This window comes from Stenotrophomonas sp. 05L414_2, from assembly GCF_056397905.1.
Genome location: NZ_JBFTOJ010000031.1, coordinates 1 through 18,341, shown reverse-complemented (window position 1 = coordinate 18,341; position 18,341 = coordinate 1). Strand labels below are relative to the sequence as shown.

Genomic DNA, 18,341 nt, shown 5'->3' with positions numbered 1-18,341 from the left:
GTCCGAGATGCCCATGCGCCGCCTCCTGCTCCTGATCGGCCTGCTGCTGCCTGCCCTGTGGCCAGCCATGGCGATGGGCGTCGACGTCCGCGACGGCGACCTGCTGTTCGTCACCGCCGGCCATGGCGGCCTGAGTGCGGCCATCGACGATGCGACCGGAAAACAGGGCGCGCCGAGTTTCGACCATGTCGCGCTGGTGGCTTCCGCACCGCAGGGCTGGGAGGTGCTGCACGCCGATGAGAAGGGCTCGCGCCGGCAGACGCTGGAACAGTTCCGCGAGGACGCGAAAGGCAAGCAGCGGCAGATCGTGGTCTATCGCCTGCGTGCGCCGCCGGACAATGCCATCGCCGATGCCGTGGCCACCGCGCGCACGATGCTGGGCAAACCGTACAACACTGCCTACGTGTTGAACGACGACAGTTACTACTGCTCGGATTTCATCGAGCGCGCGTTCCGTGCGCACCATGTGTTCGCACTGCAGCCGATGAACTTCCGCAACCCGCAGACCGGTGAGATCTCCCGGCACTGGGTTGATCTGTATCGCGGCATGGGCATGGAGGTGCCGCAGGGCCTGCCCGGTACCAACCCCAACGACATGGCTGCAGCACCGGTGCTGCAGCGGATCGGCGTGCTGGAATAAGCGAAGCCCCGCGCGGGGCGGGGCTTCGTCGGTGATGGATGGCGGCTGCCAGGATCACTCTTCCTCGTCCTGCCCGCCCTGCTGCTGGTTCTGGTTGCGCTTCTGCTGCTCCTGCTGCTGTTGCTGCTGCTGGTCGCGGCCGCGCCCCTGCTGCTGATCCTGCTGGTTCTGCTGGCCCTGCTGCTTCTGGTTCGGGTTCTGGTTCTGCTGTGCCATGTCCGATCTCCAAATGCCACGCGCGGAATGCGGTGGACGGGGCCATCGTCGGCAGCGATTGGTTAACCATGCGTTGTGAGCGGGCTACACCCATGTGTACGTGCGTGAATGAACCGGCGCCAGCCCTTGCGGCACAAGCGACTGAAGGATTCATGCGGGTTTGGCATGTCGTCATGCTGCAGCCGGAAACGAACGCATTCAGCGTTCTTGTCCGCCGCGGCGCGCGCAGCGGCGGCCTACGCCCATGGTCCCATTTGCAGCATGCAGGGCCGCCGCCTATCGTCGGAATGACGTCACCCCGGAGATGCGCATGGCCCGCGACACTGCAGCACGCCCCGCCTACGAACAGGCACTGGCCGATTTCAGCATCGAGCGCGGACAGCGACAGTTGCACGGTGACCTGCAGACCGGCATCAACGCCTGCGTGGAGTGCTGCGACCGCCACTGCGGCCGCAATGCGCTGGCGCTGCGCTGGGTGGACGCCCACGGTGCCCTGCATCGGTACACCTTCGAGGACCTGCGCGATGCCTCTGCGCGTGTTGCCCAGGTGCTGGCCGCGCAGGGCATCGGCAAGGGCGATGTGGTGGCCGGCCTGCTGCCGCGTACACCGGACCTGCTGGCGACCATCCTCGGCACCTGGCGGGTGGGTGCGATCTACCAGCCGCTGTTCACTGCGTTCGGCCCCAAGGCCATCGAAACACGGTTGAAAACCGGGCGCACCGCATTGGTGGTGACCGACAGCGCAAACCGCAGCAAGCTGGACGAGGTCGATGGCTGCCCGCCGGTCGCCACCCTCCTGGCACCGGAGCAGACACTACGTGCCGGCGACATCGACTGGACCGCACGCACCGCCGATGCTGCACCTGATTTCGCGCCGGTGATGCTGCGCGGCGATGCGCTGATGGCACTGCTGTCCACCTCCGGCACCACCGGCAGCCCCAAGGGCGTGCCGGTGCCGCTGCGCGCATTGCTGGCCTTTGCCAGTTACATGCAGTTGGCCGTGGACCTGCGCCCAGAGGACGTGTTCTGGAACATCGCCGATCCCGGCTGGGCCTATGGGCTGTATTACGCCGTGATCGGCCCGCTGCTGCTGGGCCAGGCCACCACCTTCAGCGAAGCCGGTTTCAGCGTGCAGGGGCTGAACGACATCGTCGCGCGGCTGGGTGTCACCAATCTTGCCGGCTCGCCCACAGCGTACCGGCAGATCATCGCCGCCGGGCCCGAGGCCAGTGCGGCCATCAACGGCAAGCTGCGGGTGGTGAGCAGCGCCGGCGAACCGCTGAACCCGGAGATCGCCCGTTGGTTCGCCGCCCATCTGGGCACCACGGTGCTCGACCACTACGGCCAGACCGAGACCGGCATGGTGGTCAACAACCACCACGCACTGAACCACGCCGTGCGATCGGGATCATCGGGCTTTGCGATGCCCGGTTACCGCGTGGCGGTACTGGATGATGCCGGCAACGAACTGCCGCCGCGCACGCCCGGCATCCTCGCCATAGACCTGCAGCAGTCGCCGATCATGTGGTTCACCGGCTACTACGGTGCCGACACACCGGCGCTGGGCGATCGCTACTACCTCACCGGTGATTCGGTGGAATGCGAGGACGACGGCTCGATCAGTTTCATCGGTCGCTCGGACGACCTGATCACCTCCTCGGGCTATCGCATCGGTCCATTCGATGTGGAGAGCGTGCTGATGGAACACCCTGCGGTGGCGGAAACGGCGGTGATCGGCGTACCCGATCCAGAGCGCACCGAGATCGTCAAGGCGTTCGTGATCCTGCGCGCGGGGTTCAGCGGCAGCGACACGCTGGCCCAGGAACTGCAGCAGCATGTGCGACGCCGGCTGTCCGCCCATGCGTACCCGCGCCAAATGGCGTTCGTGACGGAACTACCGAAGACGCCCAGCGGCAAGCTGCAGCGCTTCCTGCTGCGCAAGGCCGAGATCGAGAAGCAGGCGGCGGCTGGCTGAGGGTCTCCGGGGTCAGAGCCCTTCCTTCGAAAGGGATCTGACCCCGGGTCGGATCCTCTCCAGCGGAGAGGTTCTGACCCCACATGACCCCGTGCTTGCGCTACGGCATCACCGGCGGCACGTAGGCCAGGGTCATGCCCAGCAGCCACAGCAACCCCAGCACCAGCGGGATGTGCACCAGCAGCTGGATGAACGTGAAGCCGACGATGTCGCGGGCCTTCAGGCCGAGCACGCCCAGCAGTGGCAGCATCCAGAACGGATTGATCAGGTTCGGCAGCGCTTCGGCCGCGTTGTAGACCTGCACCGCCCAGCCCAGGTGCGCCTTCAGCTCGTTCGCGGCCTGCATCACGTAGGGCGCTTCGATGATCCACTTGCCGCCACCGGACGGTACGAAGAAGCCCAGCACCGCCGAGTACACGCCCATCACCAGCGCGAACGTATCGGTGCTGGCCACGTGCACGAACAGGCTCGACAGCCGGTGCGCCAGCGTCTCACCGTCGCCACCGGCAGCGTGGGTGAGGATCATCGCGATGCCGCCGTACAGCGGGAACTGGATCAGCACACCGGTGGTGCTCGGTACCGCCTTGGCCACCGCGTTGAGGAAGCTGCGCGGGCGCCAGTGCAGCAGCAGGCCCAGCGAGATGAACATGAAGTTGTAGGTGTTGAGGTTGGCGATCGCGCTGACCAATGGCTTGTTGGCGAACTCGTTGAACAGCCAGCCGAAGGCCAGCAGCGAAAGCAGCACGGTCAACAACGGGCTGTACTCCAGCCATTCGCCCGGGCGGGTGCGGCGCTGCAGCGGCTCCGGTTCGGCCTGCGCCGCGCCGGGGAAATCTTCGGCGGTACGCGCACTGCCGGCGGCCGGCGCGGTCAGCCAGGCGATCAGCAGCGAAACCACGATCAACACCGAGGTCAGCGCGATCGACTGCCACAGGAAGATGGTTTCGGTGAACGGCAGCACGCCGGTGATCTCCAGCAGCCCCGGCGGCATGCTGGCCGGGTTGGCCTGCAGCTGTGCCGCCGACGAACTCAGGCCCATCGCCCACACCGCGCCCAGGCCCAGGTAGGCCGAGGCACCGGCAGCCCGATAGTCCATGCGCAGCTCGGTGCGGCGGGCCAGCGCGCGCACCAGCAGGCCGCCGAACACCAGCGAGAAGCCCCAGCTGAGCAGCGAGGCCAGCATGCTGACCAGGCCGACGTACACCACGGCACCACGACCGGTGCGTGGCACCCGGGCCAGGTAGTCGATGAAGCGCGCGACCACCGGTGCAGTGGCTACCGCATAACCACCGATGACCACGAAGGCCATCTGCATGGTGAAGGGAATCAGGCTCCAGAAGCCGTCGCCGAAGGCGCTGGCGGTGGCCCGCGGGGTGGCGCCGAAGCCCATCGCCGCCAGCGCGACGATGACCACGCCGAGCACCGCGAATACGTACGCATCGGGGAACCACTTTTCCGCCCAGGCGGCCGAGCGCAGCGCGGCGCGCGCCATCCAGCCGTCCTGTACTGTTGCCGTCGAGGCCATCACCTACCCTCCCAGGTTCGATGGCCTGATTCTGGGCGGTGGGGTGCGGGCTGTCAGCCACCTATTGGTCGTAGGTGGCCGCCCGCCGGGCATGGCCCGGCGCTACCAGTTCGACCGAGGATTCCGACCCGTGCACATGGGCGCCGGGTAGCGCCGGGCCATGCCCGGCGGCCTTCTCAACGCAGCGCCAGATCCACGGCGATACCGGCAAACAGCGCGGCACCCACCCAGTTGTTGTGCAGGAAGGCCTTGAAGCACGGCCCACGCTCGCGGTTGCGGCAGATCCAGAACTCGTACACCACCAGCAGCGTCGCCACCGCGACGCCGGCCAGGTAGTACCCACCCAGCCCGCCGCGCACGCCCACCAGCGCCATCGTGGCCAGGAACAGCGCGTACAGCACGCCCTGGATGACCAGGTCCAGATCGCCGAACAGGATCGCAGTGGAGTGCGAACCCATCTTCAGGTCGTCTTCGCGGTCGACCATGGCGTACCACGTGTCGTAGGCGGTGGACCACAGGATGTTGCCGGCATACAGCAGCCAGCCCAGCATCGGCACCTCGCCCTGCACGGCGGCGAAGGCCATCGGGATGCCCCAGCCGAAGGACATGCCCAGGTAGACCTGCGGCAGATGGGTGTAGCGCTTCAGGTAGGGATAGCTGGCCGCCAGGAACACGCCGATGAAGCTCAGGGCGATGGTCAGGCCGTTCAGGGTCAGCACCAGGCCGAAGGCCACCAGCATCAGCACCGCGAACAGCACCAGCGCCGCCCGGCCGCTGATTGCGCCGGTCACCAGCGGTCGCGCCTTGGTGCGCTCTACGTGCGGGTCGAGCCAGCGGTCGGCGTAGTCGTTGATGACGCAACCGGCCGAGCGGGTCAGCCAGACGCCAGCGGTGAACACGAACAGGGTCCACAGCGGCGGCAGGCCGCCAGCGGCCAGCCACAACGCCCACCAGGTGGGCCACAGCAGCAGCAGCGTGCCGATCGGGCGATCGGCGCGCATCAGGGACCAGTAATGCCGCCAACGCGGCGTCGGCGCCGGATGCGGCGCGGAAAGGGGGGTATCAGCCATGACACTAGGATACTCCTGTGCCTTCGGACCGACTTTGCCGGCGGGGGGAGATTTGTGCGGCGAAACTGGATAGAATGCCCATCCCGCACCGCCTCATTGCGTTGCGATGCCCGCCCCGGCCCTGGCCGACGGCGCGGCGGTTCCACCACGCGCTCGTAGCTCAGCCGGATAGAGTAGTGGCTTCCGAAGCCATTGGTCGGGGGTTCGAATCCCTCCGGGCGCRCCATCTTCCCTGCGACGATTTCAACCTGGCCGCTGTCTGGCCGGGAACGCTGAAGCGTGCATTCGTGTTGAGGCCAGTCGAGCACGGCTCGACGCTGCAGAGCCGATCCTTCGCAGCACAAAGGTCGGGATCCGGACAGGGTGCAGCCATGCCAGGGCGAGGTCTTCCCACCTGCCTGGGGGGCAGCAGGCCACGCATCGCGCGCGGCCTTCGACATCCGTGTCGTGCGCCTGTCCAGTATCCCGGTGAAGGTGTCAGCCGTTCAGCAGGTCGTTGAAGCGCGCCAGCGAGGCCAGGTGGAAATGCAACGGCGCCAACCAGCCCTGCCGATGCCAGGCGATGACGGTCGCTTCGGGCAGCGCAGCGAAACGATCGGGATCGACGACCTGGAAGCCGAGAAGGCTGGAGGTTCGACCGTCGGCACGCTCTACATCGGCCTGGCGATCCACCAGCACGCCCGAGGCCAGCAGCTGCGCGCTGAAGGCAGCGGTAGCAGCGGCTTCGCTGGTGAAGGCTTCGCAGAACTGCAACGCCTGACGGGTCAACCCGCTGGGCTGGCCATCGGCCTCGAACAGTGGCTGGCCTTCGTCACCCTCGGTGCGCAGCATCGCTGCATCGGCATCGATGGCCAACGCATACCCTTCGGGTTGGGCGGTCCGCGCGAACACGAAGGGGTAGCGGCGCACGTAGGCCGGCACATAGGCGCCGCTCTGCCATCGGTCGGCCACCACGAAACGATTGTGCTCGGCCTCCAGACCCAGCACGGCCACCGGCGCGGCTTCTTCGCCGACAAACACCAGCGGGTAGCAACGCGCAGCAGCGGCAAATTCGCCCAGCACCAGTGGCACGGCATGGCTGGCCGCAGCGAAGGCGGCATCGCCAGGCAACAGGCGCCAGCGCGCATGGTCGCGCGAGGACAGCATTACCGGCGCGCGGTACAGCGGCGGGTACATCGGGCCAACGGCGTCCTGCGCGGACAGCGCGTCCACGGCATCACTCTCGGCTACGGACAGTTGGGAGTCTTCGATCATTTCGGTTTGCATCCAGAGTGCGGGGAAGCGGCCGGCGCGAACGCCGGCCGTCACGTCAGAAGCCAGCGTTCACTTCCAGCTGGAACACGTCGATGGACTGCGGCGCACCAGTGATCTCCTTGGCCGCCATCCAGCGTCCGGTCAGCGACACGTTCCTGTCGAACATGTAGGAGCTGCCCAGGTAGTAGCCCTTGGCATTGGTGCCGCCCAGGTGGAAGTTGGAATCGTTGTAGGCATCGGGCAGTGCATCGGCCTCAAGGCGCTTGTAGCCCAGCCACAGGTTCCAGTCGCCGGCCTGCTTCAGCGCGAGGTGGCCGAACGTAGCCTGCGCCATGTAGGCCATGTCGCCACTGTCGATGTCCTGTGGCCCGGCCACGCCGTTGGCGGCGGTGGCCAGGTTGGTGACGATGCCGCCCTGCGCGCGACGCCACATGGCGTTGCGGTCGAAGGCCAGGTTCTTGATGCCGTGGCCTTCCAGACGCAACGCGTATCCAGCGAACAGCGGTGTTTCCCACGCCAGGTTGAGGTCCAGCAGCTCGAACTCCGATGCCAGGCCCACGTACTGCGGCATCGGCGTGTTGGCTGGGTCCAGCGGATTCAGCGCGATGTTACGCAGCAGCATCAGGGTGTTGCCCTTCTGCATGAACGCCGGGCGCGACCAGTCGCTGCTGCAGAAATCGGCACCGGCATACAGCGCGCAGGGCTGCGAGTACTCGCCGGCGATGTTGCGGAAGTCGAAGTAACCGACCGCCGCGCGCAGCTTCTGCTCGTTGCCGAACTGCCAGTCCGCGCCCACCTGCAGACCGTTGAGCCACTTGTTCTCGCTCTTCATCTTGCTCTGGCTGGTGTTGGGGAAGCCGTCGGAGGAATACTCCAGCGGAGTCAGCCCCAGCGTTGCGAACAGCGAGAGGCCGCCATCACCCAATGCCTGGCGGTACTTGAACGCCACGCCATCGAAGTTGAGATCGTTGGAGAACAGGGTGTCGGTGGACCAGTACGGATTGCCGAAGCGACCACCGATCACTTCCAGCCCCTGCACTGGCGCCCACGACAACCAGGCCTGGTCCAGCCAGACATCCTTCTTGGCCAAGCCACCGCCCAGCGTCTGGGTGGAGGACACCGGACCATTGTCGTTGCCGGTGGCCAAACGCACGCCGGCGCGGGTGTGTTCGCCCAGATCGGCCACCACGCCCAGCCGGGCGCGGATACGCCAGGAGTTGTTGCGGTCCTGGCGGTTGTTGCGCAGCGGCGGCAGGCCCAGATGGGTATTGCCGTTGACGTCGTAGCCATTGCCAGCATTGATGCGTGCCCAATCCACTTCGATGTCGCTGTTGCGTTCGGAATACAGGCGACTCTCGTTGCGCACACGCACATCGCCCTGCACGCGCAGGCGCTGGGTCCACTCCGGCACCTGGTCAGGTGCTGCCCAGCCATTGGCCTTCGCTTCGGTCATCACGCTGGCCTTGAGCTCATCGCGGATCTCATCGCGCACGGTCTGCGGGATGTACGGCACGCGCACATCGCCGGCCTGGGCCGTACCGGCGGCGGTGCTGGCCGTGGTAGATGCGGCCGCATCGCGCTGTGCTTCCAGCAGCAATGCCTGGCCGGCTTCCGGGGTCAGTGCGCCACTGTCCATCAGGCCACGGATCAGCTYGATCATGGTGCTTTCGCCACCGCCCTGCTGGGCGTGGACACCGCCGCTGGCCAGTGCCAGCACGATGCCGGTGGCCACGGCAGAGCGACGCAGGTGCCGCAGCACGGGGAAGGAGTTGGAACGGGTCATCGGCTTGCTCGCAGAAAAAGGGAATTCGATGGAAAGAGCGTCATGGCAGCATTCACCCGCCGGGGCGTCGGCCCTGTACCAGCACGCGCGCGGGGAAATCCAGCGATGCCGGGGGACGCTCGTCGATGCGGCCAACTGCGCGGATCGCCTGCAGTACGCGGTCGTCGGCATCGGCATTGCCGCTGCCACGCAGCAGTTCGACACGGCTCACCGCGCCGTCGGCGTCCAGCCAGATGTTGACCGTCAGCTGGAACGCCAACCGTCGCACCTGCTCATCGCGCGCCACGGCCTGCTGCAGCACATAGCCCAGGTAACGGCCGTAGCTGGCATTGCCGGCGCCACCACTGCCGGTGCCACTGCGGCCACCGCCGCTGCCGGACTGGATGCCGAAGCTGTCGCCGCCGGCCTGCGCATCGGCATCCATGGTCACCGGGTCGGCGGTGTCCGGGGTGGGCGCCTCTTCGGTCGGCTTGGGCACTTCGTCCAGCGGCTCCGGCTCGGGCATCACCTCTTCCGGCTTGGCTTCCGGCTCGCGCTCAGGTTCCGGTGGGGGCGGGGGCGGCGGGGGCGGCAACATCACCATCGGCACCTCGGCCACCGGCCGCCGCGTACTGGCTGTGTTCCTGAACAGCAGCAGCCACACCAGCAGCGCCAACAGCGCGACAGCGGCGGGCACCACCAGCCAGGGCCACCAGCGCCGCCATGCGGGAACCGCGTGGTTGGCGTGGGAGTGGAGTGAGGTCACGTGTTCACCCCTGCACTTTCCCGGTGACCAGGCCCACCTGGTTCAGATCGATGCGACGCAACAGATCCAGCACCTCGACCACACGGGCGTACTGCACCTGCGCGTCGCCGCGCACGATCACCGGRAAATCCGGSGTCAGCGCCTTCTCGGTGCGCAGCCGGTCTTCCAGTTCGGCCAGGTTCACCGGATAGGCATCCAGGAACACCTGGCCGTTGTTGTCCACGGTGATGGCCTTGGTCTTGGGCTTTTCCAGGGCCATGCTGGAGCTGGCCTTGGGCAGGTTCACCTGGATGCCTGGAATGGAGGCGTTGCTGGTGAGGATGAAGATCACCAGCACCACCAGCAGCACGTCGACGAAAGGCGTGACATTGATGCCTTTTTCGCGCTTCTTGATGCCGAACCGCTTTGCCCTGGCCATGGCGATGCCCCTCAGGCCAGCGCCGGACGCGCGACGGCGGCCGGTTCGCTGCGGTCGAACTCTTCGGCGAGGCGCGCGGTGAATTCATCGACGAACACCGACATGTCGGCGGCGATCGCTTCGGCGCGCGATGCCAACCAGTTGTAGCCGAACAATGCAGGGATGGCGACGCCAAGGCCCGCGGCGGTGCACAGCAGTGCGGCGGCCATGCCCGGTGCCACCGAGTTGATGTCCACCGCGCCGGCCATCGCGGCCACCACGAACACCAGCATGATGCCGATCACGGTGCCGAACAGACCCACGTACGGTGCGCCTTCGATGGTTGTGGACAGCCAGTTCATGCGCTTGGACATGYGCTCGCTTTCACGGGTCACTTCTGCATCCATCGACGCACGGATCGAGGTGATCGCCGCGGCGGTCAGGCCATGATGGTGCGAACCGCGACCATCCATTTCCTCCATCGCGATGCGGTACAGCTTCCACAGTGTGGAGTTGTCGCGCACGTGCGGTGCCAGCACGCCGCTGCGCTCCACCTGCTGCAGGGCAGCCACCGGTGCACCGGCCACCTTGCGGTACTGTTCGGAGAACGCCAGGTTGGCGCGGGCCACGGTGCCAAAGTAGCGGCTCTTGGCGATCATGATCGCCCACGACATCAGCATCATCAGGCCCAGCACCACCACCACCACCCACGCATCCACCGGCATTGCCTTGAGGATGAAACCGAAGTGGCTGACGCCAGCCGACTGCTCATCCTCACCAAAGGTCAGCAGGCGCGACTCGGCGCCCTGCGCAGTTGCGTCGGCCAGCAGCAGCGCGGCCGGGCGTGCGACCTTGGAAACGCGCACTTCGTCGATGTCGCCCAGGAACGGCTGCGCCATGGCGATTGCACTGGCATCGCCTGCGGGCGGTGCACTATCGGCACCGATCAGGGCCGCACCCGCCAAGGCCGGCAATGCCGCATCGATCCGGCTCGCTTCACGACCGCCAACCCACAGTACGACCCTGCCCTCGCTGGCCGTTACTGCCACATGCGTCCACTGCCCTGCTACCAACGCCGGTACCGCCTGGCTGCGCTGATCATTGAGGCGTACGTAGGGCACGCCGTTATCCAGGCCGACGATCATCACGTTGCTGCCTTCGCGGCGCGCGTAGAGGGCCTGATCCGGGCCGAGCTGGGCCGGCTTGATCCATGCCGAGAAGGTCATCGCGCCGCCGGCGGCAATCGCCAGCGACGGCGAACCCGGCAACTGCAGCGGCGTGCCGGACAGGCGCGCACCGCGGCCGATGATGGCGCCGTCGGCGGCGGTGAACGCGCCGCTGGCCGGGTTGGCGTAGGCGGTGGTGTCGTGTGCTTCATTGCCGCTGTCGGCGAAGTGAAGAACCGCGCTGTAATCCGGATCGAACACGCGCTGGCCATTGCTGGCAGCCGGTGCATTGCCGTTGCCGTAGTACATCCATACGGTCTGCGGTGCGGTGCCGCTGAGGCTGGGCACATCCACCCAGATCAGCGCCATGCCCAGGCCGGCGTCGTACTGCTCGATCTGGTGGTTCAGCACCGTGTGGCCATCCGCACCGACGAAACGGATGTCCTTGCCACCTTCGGCCACGCCATCGAAGGCGAAGTTGCCGGTGTGCAGGCGCACCAGCACTGGGGTGCGCCCCAGATTGCCGCCGAGCGCAGCACCGCCCGGGCCCGCATCCAGAGTGATCGATTTGCGGTACTTCCACTCGGCCTGCCACCACGGCGTATCGGCGCGGGCAGTGCCGAGCGCGGACAGGCTCAGGCAGAACAACAACAGGGCAAGAACGCGTTGCATGGGAATATCTCCAGGGAATTCGGAAAAGCCGGGCTCAGTAGCTGGTGCCGAGGCTGATGTGCAGGCGATTGGCGCCCTTGGTGGTGGTGGGCCCGTCGCTGAGCGTGCGGCCGTAATCCAGGCGCAGGTTGAAGTGGTCGGTGATGCGCAGGCTGCTGCCGACGCCGACGGCCGACATCCAGTTGCTGTCGGTCTGTTCGGGCAACGGCCGGCGCAGGCCCAGCCAGGCGCCATCAATGAACGTGTAGAAGCGCCAGTCCTGCAGCCCCCACAGGCTGAAGGGACGGGTGCGCCATTCCAGCGTGGCCAGCGCACCGTAGTCGCCGATGCCTTCGGCCGAGCGGTAGCCGCGCGTGGTGTACATGCCACCGGCCGCGAACTGTTCGCCCGACACCAGCGGCTGGTCGGTCATCTGCGCCGACATGCGGACGAACCACTGCGCGCCGCTGTCGAGGGTGTAGGTATCGCTGAGGTCGGCCTTGACCGCGAAGAAGCTCGGATCGGCGTAGGCGCGTTTCCAATCGAACTCATCGCCGGAACTGCCGTAGCCAAGCAGGCTGCGGGTGCCGAACACCATCTGCAGGTTGACACTGAGCTGATGCTTTTCGCCTTGGCGGAAGCCGCTGTAGGCGAAGGTGATCGGCGCGTATTTGAGCGGCGCGAAATCGGAGGCCTGGCCGACCATCGCCACCGATTCGTCCAGGTCCTTGAAGTCGATGCCGGCTGACAACTGGTGCCACCACGCACCGGCCATCGGCAAGGTGTGGTTGAGCTTCAGGCCCAGCGCATGGCCCTTGCCGGTCACGTTGGTCTGGCCGCTGGAAACCACGTTGCTGTCGGAGCGGTAGCCGGACAGTTCCAGCATCCAGTCGGGCCCGGCCAGCGGCAGGCCGTAGGAAGCCGACAGCACGTTGGCCTGGTCCAGGTCCTGCGGGGCGGCAAAGAAGGTGAGCGAGGCGGTGTGGTCGCGCTGCCACAGGTTGTCGTTGCCGATGCTGAGGGTGCTGCGCAGCGGCTCGGTGTCGACGCTGTGGTCGTTGTTGACGCTGGCGCTGTAACGCCACGGCGACGCATCATCCACCTTGAGTTCGACATCCATGCGGCCGTCGGCACCGGGTTTGACGAGCGGGATCACCTGACGCTTGCCGTTGCGGTTGAGTTCGGTCAGCTGCGCCTGTGCCTGGGCGAAGTCCGGCACCACCCCGGCCTGCAGGGCGGGAACGCGGGCGCGCAGCCGCTGCGGATCATTGTGCTGCGCACCGACCACCTTGACCTCACCGACGCGGGTCTCGCTGACCTGCAGGATCACCACGCCGCCGCTGACCTGCTGTTCGGGCAGCTCGACATACACCGACTGGTAGCCCTTGCCCTGGTAGGCGGTCTGCAGGGCCAGCCGCGCTGCCTCGACATCCTGCAATGTGCGGTCCGGGCCGAGGTACGGGGTGACTGCGCGTTCGATCTCGCGCGCATCCAGCACGCTGTTGCCACGCACAAGGTACTCGTTGATGTTGACGCGGGCGGCGGGCGGCGCGTTGGTGGGCGCCTGCTCCTGCGCGGCGGCCAACGGAATCACACACATCAGGCACAGCGGCAAGGGCGCCCAGGCCCCTGCCTTGGTCGGGAAGAACATCAGTGGCGTCTCAATGCGGAAAAGTGGGAAGGCGATGCGGAACGGGTTGGCAGTGGCATCGTCATTGCCGCTTGGCYGAAGACGTGGCCATGCGTGCACGCTGTTCGGCTGTCAGTTCGCCCATGCCCACCACCTGCACCACGCTGTCCGGGTCGTAGCGGTCGTCATCGCGGGCCGGACGGGTACTGCTGGTGGCCTCGCCAAAGCCGAGCACCTGCACGCTGATGGTCGAAGGCTGCGCTTGCTGGGTCTGCCGTTTGACCATCTCCTGCGCGGCCTGCACGGCACTGTTGGCAGCGGTACTGGCCGAGGTCAGCGCACTGACATTCACCGCTGCCACTACCGGGACGCCTGCGGACTTGCCCTGCACCTGGATGTTSTCSGCATTGASCACCYGCAGCGCCGCCAGGTTGACGTTGCCGGAGACACGGATACCGGCCTCACCGGCATCGATGGTGCCCAGCGGAGCAATAAGGTCGATGTCCCCAGGTGCGATCTCCGGGATCGGGTTGAGGGTGGCGATGCCGGCACCGGTGGTGGGCGTGTTCGGCGACAGGGTGACGTTGCCCACGCTGTCGTAGACGCGACGCTGCGGCGTGTAGACCACGGTGGTCTTGCTGCCGCGTCCGGCGTTGATGTCACCGCCGGCCGACCAGGCCAGGATGTTGCCGCCGAAGGTGGTGAAGACGCGGCTCTGGCCGAGCAGAATGCTGTCGCGCGAGTAGATGCTGATGTCACCCTCGCCCTGGGTCATCACGCCCGAACCGGCACCCGGCACGAAGCCGCCGTCGATGCCGACCAGCGTGCGCCCGCCCGGGGTCATGATCTGCACGTCACCGCCGAACTGGGTATGGATGCCGGCGTCGACCACTTCGTAGTACGCCACACCGTAGGACGGGCTGCCCATCGCCTGCCACTCGGCCTTGCTGATATAGGTCTTGCCCGGCGTCGGCCGATCCTTGCCGACACCGTTGGTGCTGATGTACTCATCCACATACAGCGCACTGCTGAACAGGGTGAGGTCACCGTTGTAGCGGCCGCCGTTGTCTGCGCCGGGCAACAGGGTGGCGATCGCTTCACGACCGCGCACGTAGCTGCCGAAGCGCTTGCCGTTGGCATCGTTGTACTCGCGGCCGGCACTCTTCAACTCGGCGTAATAGACATTGCGCAGGAACGCGTGCTGCTGTTCGGCCGGAAGGGCCGCGAAGAACGTGCGCGCATCCATCGTGCCCGCATCGAAATGCAGGCCCAGGCCATTGTCGGCACCGAAGCGGGTGCTCAACCAGTTCACCAGATGCAACTGGCTCTGCAGGCGGAACTCGCGTGCCAACGAGCGTGTGGGAGCATTGCCGCCGCCGACCAGCGACGCAGCACGCGCCTGGTCCAGTTCGGCCTGCTTGCTGGCCAGGAAGGCATCGGCACCGGCGGCATCGCCGCTGTAGCCGAACTCACGCTGCAGCCATTGCGGCAGCGTCAGTTCGCCACTGTAGATCGACACGGCCTTGCCAGGCTGCTCGGACAGCGGCCGCTCCGGATCGGCCAGGTTCACTGCATCCAGGTAGCGCGCGGCAAATGCGTTCCAGTCCGCACCCGCGCCCATGCCGGCGGCCACGACGATGCTGGCACCGCTGGCGCGGTCGCTGGAACCGGCATCGACAACGTTGCCCAGCGATTTGATCTCGCCCTTGTCGGCCAGGTAGACGTTGCGGCCGGCACTCACATCCAGCAGGCCCGGGCCGGTGACGTAGAAGGTGCTGAAGCGGATGTCACGCCCGGCCTGCACCACCGAGATGTCATCGGCATGGCCGTGCGCGATCAGGTTGCCGCGGCCCTCGCCGACGGTGTCCTTCTGGCCCAGGCCCGTGCCGCTGTTGCTGATATCGCGGCCGGCGCGGATCGCCACCGGAATCGAGCCGTCATAGCGGTAGCCATCGCGTGCCTTCAGCCCCAGCTCGGCGATCTGGCCCATGCGCAGGCCAACGATGTCACCCTGCACGGCGTAATAGCGCGCCGGCTGCTGGCCCACGGCGGCGTAGCTTGAGGTCGCCTGGCTGCCAAAGTTCAGCAACGAGGCGTTGCTGATGCGGCCATTGCCATCGGTGATCCAGTCGTTGAAGGCGATGTTGGCCGCCGCAGCGTTGTGGATGCGCGTGGGGCTGAAGCCATTCGGCCCACCACCGGTCTGCGCGGTGATGCCCATGAAAGCTGGATTGAACGGACTGCTGAGTGCCCTCGGGTCGGCGGTGGATGCGGTGATGGCGTAGCCGCTGGCGTAGATCGAGTCGCCCGCAAGCAGGGCCAGCTCGCCCTTGCCGGTGGCGTTGATGAACTGGCTGCCCTGCGGCGCGGGCGCCAGTGTCAGCCCGCGCAGCACGCGCAGTGGTGTGCTGCCGAAGTTGTTGCGCAGCGCGGTGGTGCCCACGCCGTAGTAGAGGCTGCCATTGGCCGCAACCGCACGCAGGATGGAAGGATAGAAATCGCCATCCAGAGTGCCCGATGCGTTGCTGCCACGGCGGTCGATGGCGATGTCTTCGTTGTTGGCGCCACCGGCCCACTCCGTGGTCGGGGTCAGGTTGCCGCCTGCACTGAACAGATCGATGCTGGTGGAAGGTGTCCACAGCGAGAACGAACTCCACCCCTCGCCCGCCACCTGCTGGCCTGCATACGTAAACGGCGTGGCATTGAGCAGCTTGGTGCGGCCGGGATCACCCACGCCGCCGAGCACCAGATCGCCGCGCGTATCCAGCCGTGCTGACGAATCGCCAAGTACCAGCACCGGTCCGCCACCGGCGTAGGCACGGCCTGCCGCGAAAGGATCGCCACCACGCGAATCGATGTGGTCCAGCACGCCGTAGCGCAGTTGCAACCCACCCAGCGCGCCGGCTTCCACGCGCAAGGCACCGCGCAGGTTGACCAGCGTGCTGTTGAGGTCGTGTTCGTTGCGGCGCAGTTCCGCGTTCGGGTTCAGGCTGCCGCCGATACGCAGGTCGAGGTCACCGCCACCGGTCAGCACCAGATCGCCCGCAGCGGTCATGCGGCCACTGCTGCCGACCACCAGGTTCAGGCCCTGGCTGCGCGGTACCAGCGTCTTGTCCAGACTCTGCGCGCCCTGGTTGAGGCGTGCATCGCCGCGGGCGGACTGGATACCGGCATCACCGCCGGCTTCCACCACCAGGTTGCCGCCACCCAGCGTGCCCACGCCGGTGAAGCCGGCCAGGAACGGGGCATTGGCATAGCGTGCGTTGGAATTTGCCAGGTAGCTGCCATCGGCCGAACCGGGCACGTAGGTGCCGAAGTTGACCCACCACGCAACGGGCGTGCCGTCGCTGCCCGGCGTCACGCTGCCGGTGCCCTGTCGCCACAACCAATTGCCGATGGCCACCGAGCCGATCTGCCCACGCATCATGCCGAAGGACACGGTGTTGCGGGGCTCGCCACCCGCGCCGATCAGGTCGCCGACCAGATTGCCACCGGCGCGCACCAGCACGTTGCCACCATGTTCGGGATACCACGCGCTGTAGAGACTCTGCGTGCCGCCGTCGATCAATGGCCGGAAAGCAGCCTCCTGATCCTTCCACAGCAGGCTGCCATCCTTCAGCGCGCCGCGTGGCTGGTTGTAGGGGTCAACGCCATTGCCGGCGGCCAGCGACGACGACGCCGTACCGGCGGTGTACACGCCATAGGGCGAATGCATCTGCAGGTCACCGGCTGCCACCAGGTCGAGGTCGCCGGTGCCGGTACGCAGCACGCTGAACACCTGCTCGCGGGCGGGCCGGGCGATGTCGGCGAACTGCGGCGGCACTCCCGGGTTGGCTTCGTACACCGGCTCCCCCAGGCCCCAGCCATTGAGCTCCAGCGGGCTGGATGTGATCAGGCCGAAGAGGATCAACATGTCGATGTTGTCCTGGGTGATGATTTCGCCGGCAATCACCTGGCTGGGCAGGCCGATCGAGTTCCAGGTATCAGCATCAACGTCCACCGCCCAGCGATACTCGGCGGGGATGCCCGTACCGGGCACCGGCGCGTTCTCCACCAGCACGCCGTAATGGGTATCGGCCAGGCGCACGGTGCCGGTGGCGCCTCGCGCCATGGCGCGGGTGTCGGCCGCCTGCAGATCGGCACCAGCCACCAGGCGCAGGTCGAACGACTGCGAGCCGGCTGCCAGCATCGGCGCCAGTGCCCAGGTACGCCCCTGGTTGCCGTTGGCATCGGCCGGACGCAGGTTGATCGACTCTGCGCTGCCTGGCAGTTTGACGTCGGTTTCCGACGGCAGGATCGCCCCCTTGGCCAGCAGCAGCGGCTGCGCAAGGCTCATGCCTACCGGCAGCGGAACGCCGGCCGGCCAGGTACCGGCTGCCATCGAGGTGGCCGCAGGTACGCGGAAACCCGCGTCCAACTGCGTGCCTGCCGCCAGTGTGGTGGCCTGCGCCAGCACCGTGCCGGCCGCATGCAGCAGCACCCCATTGCCATCGCGGATGGCCGCGCCCAGCACGGTGCCGGCCGGCAACGCCAGCTCGCCTGCCAGGGTCATGCGGGACGGCAGCTGCGTACCCGAGGGCAACTGCATCGCCGCTGCGGGAAGGTCGAAATTGAGTGTACGTCCCGGCTGGAACGCACTGCCGGCATCCAGCGTGACCACCCCGCCATGCGGAATCACCACTTCGCCGCCGAACGGAATACGCCCGTTCGGCAACAGCCAGCCCTTGTCATCCGGTGTGCTGCCCACCAGCAGGCGCGAGCCGTCGAAACCGTCGCTGATGCTGCCGAACACTTCCAGGTCGCCCGCCGCACGCAGCACCAGCGCACCGGCTTCACCGGAACCGTACTGGCGGGTCTTCTGCAGATGCGGGTTGAGGCTGGCGTAGCGATAGCCGGACAGATCGATATCGCCATCGACATGCAGATGGCCATCACGATTGACCAGCGCGTCGGCACTGCTGCTGATCTGTACACCCGGCCGCAGATGGAACTGGTCGCCATAGGCACGCAACCCGGCCAGTTTGCCGTCGATCAACGCCCCGTTGCCCAGCGCGTTGTCGATGAACGCCGTACTGTCGGCATGGATCGTGTCCAGGTACGCCTGGTTGATGACCTGGTAGCTGCGGCCATCCACCGTGGCATCGGTGCCGGCGGCAGCATCGGTGTAGGTCTGGAAAGCATTGACGGTGATCGCGCGGGCACCATCGATGCGTACAGGCGCCGAAGCATCGATCGCCACATCATTGCCACGCGCGCCGCCCAGGCGGGGGGCATTGAGCACAACCGTTC

Annotated in this window: 12 protein-coding genes and 1 tRNA gene; 3 read left to right on the top strand and 10 right to left on the bottom strand. The window is 66.8% G+C overall.

Translation table 11 applies throughout. The features are described from left to right. The first annotated feature begins 13 nt into the window (after nucleotides 1–13). On the top strand, nucleotides 14–640 hold the full coding sequence (locus tag AC1DJN_RS06490) for a YiiX/YebB-like N1pC/P60 family cysteine hydrolase (RefSeq protein ID WP_032976963.1): 627 nt from the start codon (nucleotides 14–16) through the stop codon (nucleotides 638–640). A gap of 54 nt (nucleotides 641–694) precedes the next feature. On the opposite strand, the gene AC1DJN_RS06485 is transcribed toward AC1DJN_RS06490, so the two are convergent. Next, entirely contained in the window at nucleotides 695–856 is a 162-nt protein-coding gene (locus AC1DJN_RS06485; RefSeq protein WP_164745118.1) for a hypothetical protein, read from the bottom strand. A 310-nt stretch (nucleotides 857–1,166) separates the two neighbouring features. Between AC1DJN_RS06485 and AC1DJN_RS06480 the strand changes: the two genes are divergently transcribed. Beyond that, nucleotides 1,167–2,831: an AMP-binding protein gene (locus tag AC1DJN_RS06480; protein ID WP_442251331.1), complete on the top strand. Its 1,665-nt coding sequence runs from the start codon at nucleotides 1,167–1,169 to the stop codon at nucleotides 2,829–2,831. 100 nt (nucleotides 2,832–2,931) lie between these two features. Here AC1DJN_RS06480 and AC1DJN_RS06475 read toward each other — a convergent pair whose 3' ends face one another. Continuing rightward, nucleotides 2,932–4,356, bottom strand: coding sequence for a short-chain fatty acid transporter (locus AC1DJN_RS06475; RefSeq protein WP_442251330.1), 1,425 nt, complete (start codon nucleotides 4,354–4,356; stop codon nucleotides 2,932–2,934). 176 nt (nucleotides 4,357–4,532) lie between these two features. Next, complete coding sequence (gene ubiA, locus AC1DJN_RS06470; protein WP_032976885.1) at nucleotides 4,533–5,426, bottom strand: 4-hydroxybenzoate octaprenyltransferase; 894 nt, start codon at nucleotides 5,424–5,426, stop codon at nucleotides 4,533–4,535. Between the two features lie 149 nt (nucleotides 5,427–5,575). Between ubiA and AC1DJN_RS06465 the strand changes: the two genes are divergently transcribed. After that, nucleotides 5,576–5,652 (top strand) — tRNA-Arg (locus AC1DJN_RS06465). A 251-nt stretch (nucleotides 5,653–5,903) separates the two neighbouring features. Here the strand turns inward: AC1DJN_RS06465 and AC1DJN_RS06460 are convergent. From AC1DJN_RS06460 to AC1DJN_RS06430, 7 genes are all read right to left on the bottom strand, one after another. Further along, nucleotides 5,904–6,680 carry a SapC family protein gene (locus AC1DJN_RS06460; RefSeq protein WP_235189974.1) on the bottom strand — a complete coding sequence of 259 codons (777 nt, stop codon included), beginning with the start codon at nucleotides 6,678–6,680 and terminating at the stop codon, nucleotides 5,904–5,906. Between the two features lie 55 nt (nucleotides 6,681–6,735). Further along, a complete protein-coding gene (locus tag AC1DJN_RS06455; protein ID WP_478039006.1) occupies nucleotides 6,736–8,463 on the bottom strand; it encodes a putative porin in 1,728 nt (575 codons plus the stop codon). A gap of 52 nt (nucleotides 8,464–8,515) precedes the next feature. Continuing rightward, on the bottom strand, nucleotides 8,516–9,208 hold the full coding sequence (locus AC1DJN_RS06450; protein ID WP_235189973.1) for a TonB family protein: 693 nt from the start codon (nucleotides 9,206–9,208) through the stop codon (nucleotides 8,516–8,518). Between the two features lie 4 nt (nucleotides 9,209–9,212). Then, the gene (locus AC1DJN_RS06445; protein WP_032976882.1) at nucleotides 9,213–9,626 is read right to left on the bottom strand and encodes an ExbD/TolR family protein; all 414 of its coding nucleotides are present in this window, start codon (nucleotides 9,624–9,626) and stop codon (nucleotides 9,213–9,215) included. An 11-nt stretch (nucleotides 9,627–9,637) separates the two neighbouring features. Beyond that, entirely contained in the window at nucleotides 9,638–11,443 is a 1,806-nt protein-coding gene (locus AC1DJN_RS06440; RefSeq protein ID WP_478039005.1) for a DUF2341 domain-containing protein, read from the bottom strand. Nucleotides 11,444–11,477: 34 nt separating this feature from the next. Further along, a complete protein-coding gene (locus tag AC1DJN_RS06435) occupies nucleotides 11,478–13,073 on the bottom strand; it encodes a ShlB/FhaC/HecB family hemolysin secretion/activation protein (RefSeq protein ID WP_032976880.1) in 1,596 nt (531 codons plus the stop codon). 61 nt (nucleotides 13,074–13,134) lie between these two features. After that, nucleotides 13,135–18,333, bottom strand: coding sequence for a filamentous hemagglutinin family protein (locus tag AC1DJN_RS06430; RefSeq protein ID WP_478039004.1), 5,199 nt, complete (start codon nucleotides 18,331–18,333; stop codon nucleotides 13,135–13,137). Nucleotides 18,334–18,341: the final 8 nt, after the last annotated feature.

Coding starts and splice junctions, on each gene's coding strand:
- AC1DJN_RS06460 (WP_235189974.1), bottom strand. CDS start 6,680: ATGATCGAAGACTCCCAACTGTCCGTAGCCGAGAGTGATGCCGTGGAC.
- AC1DJN_RS06485 (WP_164745118.1), bottom strand. CDS start 856: ATGGCACAGCAGAACCAGAACCCGAACCAGAAGCAGCAGGGCCAGCAG.
- AC1DJN_RS06435 (WP_032976880.1), bottom strand. CDS start 13,073: ATGTTCTTCCCGACCAAGGCAGGGGCCTGGGCGCCCTTGCCGCTGTGC.
- AC1DJN_RS06490 (WP_032976963.1), top strand. CDS start 14: ATGCGCCGCCTCCTGCTCCTGATCGGCCTGCTGCTGCCTGCCCTGTGG.
- ubiA (WP_032976885.1), bottom strand. CDS start 5,426: ATGGCTGATACCCCCCTTTCCGCGCCGCATCCGGCGCCGACGCCGCGT.
- AC1DJN_RS06480 (WP_442251331.1), top strand. CDS start 1,167: ATGGCCCGCGACACTGCAGCACGCCCCGCCTACGAACAGGCACTGGCC.
- AC1DJN_RS06475 (WP_442251330.1), bottom strand. CDS start 4,356: ATGGCCTCGACGGCAACAGTACAGGACGGCTGGATGGCGCGCGCCGCG.